This is a genomic window from Streptomyces milbemycinicus (assembly GCF_002154605.1).
In the GTDB taxonomy this organism is placed as follows: domain Bacteria; phylum Actinomycetota; class Actinomycetes; order Streptomycetales; family Streptomycetaceae; genus Streptomyces; species Streptomyces milbemycinicus.
Window position 1 is genome coordinate 1 of sequence record NZ_MUNE01000675.1, and the last position, 4,209, is coordinate 4,209.

The 4,209-nt window shown below is 73.2% G+C and carries 4 protein-coding genes; 2 read left to right on the plus strand and 2 right to left on the minus strand.

Annotated elements, in window-relative coordinates; genetic code table 11:
• The coding region (locus CCN51_RS42395) for an AMP-binding protein (protein WP_086860790.1) at window positions 1-1,061 on the plus strand (1,061 nt) is incomplete at its 5' end.
• Entirely contained in the window at window positions 1,048-2,577 is a 1,530-nt protein-coding gene (locus tag CCN51_RS42400) for a class I adenylate-forming enzyme family protein (RefSeq protein ID WP_014175719.1), read from the plus strand. The genes CCN51_RS42395 and CCN51_RS42400, both read left to right, overlap by 14 nt.
• On the opposite strand, the gene CCN51_RS42405 is transcribed toward CCN51_RS42400, so the two are convergent.
• A complete protein-coding gene (locus CCN51_RS42405; RefSeq protein WP_014175720.1) occupies window positions 2,552-3,472 on the minus strand; it encodes a hypothetical protein in 921 nt (306 codons plus the stop codon). The genes CCN51_RS42400 and CCN51_RS42405 overlap by 26 nt on opposite strands.
• Window positions 3,469-4,209: glycosyltransferase family protein (locus CCN51_RS42410; RefSeq protein ID WP_245881795.1), on the minus strand; the 741-nt coding region annotated here is incomplete at its 5' end. The genes CCN51_RS42405 and CCN51_RS42410, both read right to left, overlap by 4 nt.

Sequence of the window (4,209 nt, forward strand, 5' to 3'; positions counted from 1 at the left end):
TGTTCACCTCGGGCTCCACCGGCCGCCCGAAAGGCGTGCCCATCTCGCACCGGAATGGCGAGCACTTTCTGCGGTGTGTGCGAGACCTCTACGACTTCGGGCCACAGGATGTCTTCTCACAGACGGTCGACATCACCTTCGACCCCCTGATCTTCGATCTGTTCTGCGCCTGGAGCGCGGGCGCGTGCGTCGCCCACGTCCCCGGCCTCGGCTATACGGATCTCCCCGCGCTGGTGAACGAGCTCGGCATTACGGTCTGGTTCTCCGCCCCCAGCACGATCTCCGTCGTCCGCAGGACCCGGCGGCTCACCGACGCGGCCATGCCCGGTCTGCGCTGGAGCTTCTTCGCCGGTGAGGCGCTGATGGAACACGACGCGGCCGACTGGCAGCGGGCCGCCCCCGAGTCCACCGTGGTGAACCTGTACGGGCCCACGGAAGTCACCATGAACGTCACCGTCCACAAGTGGCGCGCGACGGACGTCCCACACCCCGAAGCACACGGCGGCGTGCCCATGGGCCGGCTCCACCCCGGGATGCGCGCCATGCTCCTCGACGCGGAGGGGAACCGGCATCCGGAGCGTGGCGAACTGTGCGTCACCGGGCCGCAGATGTTCGCGGGCTATCTCGATCCGGCGGACGACGCCGGGCGCTTCCTCGACCTCGACGGCGAGCGTTGGTACCGCACCGGCGACCTGGTCACCACGGCCCCCGGCGGCACCCTGCTGTACTCGGGCCGGCTCGACCACCAGGTGCAGATCCGGGGCGTACGGGTGGAGATCCCGGAGGTCGAGTGGGCGCTGCGGCGCTGCTCAGGGGTAGACGAGGCGGTGGTCGTGGCGGTGCCCGCGGGCAACAGCCATGCCTTGCACGCCTATTACACCGGGGCCGCCACCGAGCGGGGTCCGGTCGTCGAAGAACTCGGCAAGCTGCTCCCCCGGGCCGCGATTCCGCGCGTCCTGAAGCAGGTGGCGCGGTTCCCGCTGAACGCCAACGGCAAGATCGACCGCAAGGCGCTGGCCGCGGAGGCCGCGCGGGAGGCAGGGCGGGATGCCAGCCGGTGACCTGCCCGCCGGTGACCTCCCCGCCGGTGACCCCGAGTTCGGGCAGCCGGCCGTACCGCACGACGTACTCGCCTCCCGGCAGCCGGCCGTACTGCACGACCTGCTTGACGCGGCGGCCCGTCGCCACCCCACCCGCCCGGCCCTCACCCACGCCGGGCTGACCTGGGACTACGCCCGGCTGCGCACGGCCTCGCTGCAGGCAGCCGCGTGGCTGCGCGAACGGGGCGTCGGGCGCGGCGACCGGGTGCTGCTGGCCCTGCCGTCCGGTCTGGCCATGGCGGCCCTGGTGTACGGCTGTTCGCGGGTGGGGGCCGCGTTCTGCGTGCTGCATGAGCAGGTGCGCGGCCCGGCCCTCGCCCATGTCCGCGCGGACAGCGAGGCGGCCCTCCTGGTCACCGCGGACGACGGCCCACCGCTCCTGGATGAGGACGGCGAGGACCCGCAGGAGACCACCGGCCCGCTGTCCGTCGACCCCGTCTGCCTCATCTACACCTCAGGCTCCACCGGTCCGCCCAAGGCCGTCGTGTCCACCCACGCCCAACTGCTGTTCGCGGCCCGGGCCATCCACGGCGAACTGGCCTACCACACCGAGGACGTCGTCTACTGCGCGCTGCCGCTCTCCTTCGACTACGGCCTCTACCAGCTCTTCCTCAGCACCCTGGCCGGCGCCCACCTGTGGCTGGGCGGCACCTCGGACGTGGGTCTGGTCCTGCTGAAGAACCTCCGCCGCTCCGGGGCCACCGTGCTGCCCGTCGTCCCGTCGCTCGCGCAGGGCCTCGCCCGTATGCTGCCGCGCTACGGCGCCGACGGCGTACGGCTGCGGCTGCTCACCAACACCGGCTCCGCGATGCCCCCGCAAGTGCTGGCCGGGCTGCGCGCCGCGCTGCCCGGGCTGCGGGTGCAGCTGATGTTCGGCCTGACGGAGTGCAAACGGGTGGCCATCATGCCGCCGGACGAGGATCTGCGCAGACCGGGCGCGTGCGGGCGGGCGCTGCCCGGTACGGAGGTCCTGGTGGTGGACGAGCGGGGGCGGCGGGTGGCGCCGGGCACCGTGGGCGAGATCGTGGTGCGCGGCCCGCATGTGATGGCGGGCTACTGGCGGCGGCCGGAGCAGACCGCGCAGCGGTTCCCGCGCGCCGAGGGGCTTTTCCCCGAGCTGCGCACCGGGGACTTCGGCCGGCTGGACGAGGACGGCTATCTGTATTTCTCCGGGCGCCGCGACGATCTGTACAAGCAGCGCGGGTTCCGGGTGAGCGCCGAGGAGGTGGAGACCGCCGCCCGCCGGGTGCCCGGGGTGCGCGGCGCGGCCGTCCTGCCGCCGTCGGGGGACGGCGAGGAGGCGGTGCTGTGCGTGGCGGGCTCCTCGCTGCGCCCCGGCGAGGTGCTGACCGCGCTCAAGGCGGAGATCGAGGCGTACAAGGTCCCGGCCCGCTGTCTGGTGGTCCCGGAGCTGCCGCTGACGGGCAACGGCAAGACGGACCGCAAGGCGCTCAGGTCGCTCGCCGCAGAATCCTGACGGAGGTCTTCACCGGCCGGCCGCCGCTCGCCGTCGCCAGGAAGCACAGGTCCGCGTAGGGGCCGCAGATCTTCCACACCGTCCCCGCGACCGACCGGTGCGGCGGCCATCGCTCGCCGTCGAGCAGCCCGTATCCGGCCATGCTGACGAGGTAGTACGGATCGGCGGGCAGCCAGCGATCGCCGCGGCGCACCTCGAGCCAGGCGTGCGGCAGCGGGAACGCGCCGGCCAGCAGCAGCCCGCCGGCCGGCCGCACGGCCGCCCCGGCGTCCTCCGCCACGCGCGCCAGATAGGTGGTGCCGGCGCGGCAGTCGGCCAGCCGGGTCTCCCGTACGAAGCCGACGTCGTCCCGGAGTTCGTCGGGCACGAGGTAGTACTCCAGCCGTGCGGCTTCCGGGAGCACCGGCCCCAGTTCCCGTGCGCAGTCGGCCGCGCCCTCTCCCGCGTCGGGCGCGTTCTCGCCGGCGGACACATGGAGGTCCGCCTCGAACACATCGGGCCCCATGCGCCGCAGCGTGCCGTCCACCACGCCGGAGGCCAGCTGCGACGAGGGCTCCAGGGCCTCGCCGGCCACCCGCCCCTGGAACCGCGTCCGGTAGGTGACCGTGCCGACCGCCTCCGCGTTGAAGGGCTGGGCCGACAGCCGCACCTGGAGCCAGGCAGGGGACGGGATACGCAAGCCCAGGCCCAGGTTCTTCAGGTCGAAGTCGTCGAAGCGGCGGTCCGCGCCGCTCCCCTCGTACGCGAGGCCGAGGTCCAGCGCCTCGTCCAGCAGCGCCCCGTCGATCCGGTGCACCCGGGCCGCCGTCTCGGCGCCCACCTCGAACCGCCGGAAGCGGTCCGGGACGCGCGCCGCCCGCTCCAGCACCTCCTTGACCGCCTGCTCGCGGCTCATCGCTCACCTCGCAGGATGTCGCGCAGCGAGGACGCGTCGCGGCGCATCAGCGGATCGGCTATCTCCACGGCCTCGTAGTTCCCGTCCTTCTCGACCACGTGCACGATCACCCGGGCGTGGTCGTCGGTGACAGCCACTTCGGAGTCGAAGGCGAGCACCCAGCCCAGGTCCTGATCGCGGTACGCCCGCGTCAGGGGCCGTTCATGCCCGGCGGCGAAGGCCCGTACGGGCTCGGGCAGCGGGCCGCTCACCGGCGTGAGCGCGCCGAGCGCGGCGAGGCCCGTCCGCTGCAGCAGGGCCACCTTCACGGCCTGCCGGTGCACGGGGTGCTCGGCTTCCTCAAGGAATCGGTTCAGCACCTCGGTCTCCGCCTCGTTCCGGGCAAAGCCCCCCGCATAGCTGGAGGCCCGCACCCGGTAGACATACGACGGCTCGTCCGGCTTGCTCACCCGCGCCCCCGCCGCCACCAGCCGCAGCCACAGGTCCCACTCCTCGCCGTACGCCACATGGCGGTAGCCGCCGATCCGCTCGTACAGCTCGCGGGCGAACAACGACCCCACCACGACATAGTTCTGCGCCAGCAGCTGGATCAGCTGGTCGCCCGGGACCGGCAGCCCGCCCTTGGTGTACGTGGCGGGGCGGAAGGGGCCCTGGCCGGTCCAGGTGAGCGGGCGCGGGCTGATCAGGCCGGGCGCGGCCGCGTACGTCTCGCTCATCGCGGCCACGTGGTGCGGCAG

What these genes read in the sequence shown, in the direction of transcription:
- CCN51_RS42400 (WP_014175719.1), top strand. Translation starts at nt 1,048, where the DNA reads ATGCCAGCCGGTGACCTGCCCGCCGGTGACCTCCCCGCCGGTGACCCC.
- CCN51_RS42405 (WP_014175720.1), bottom strand. Translation starts at nt 3,472, where the DNA reads ATGAGCCGCGAGCAGGCGGTCAAGGAGGTGCTGGAGCGGGCGGCGCGC.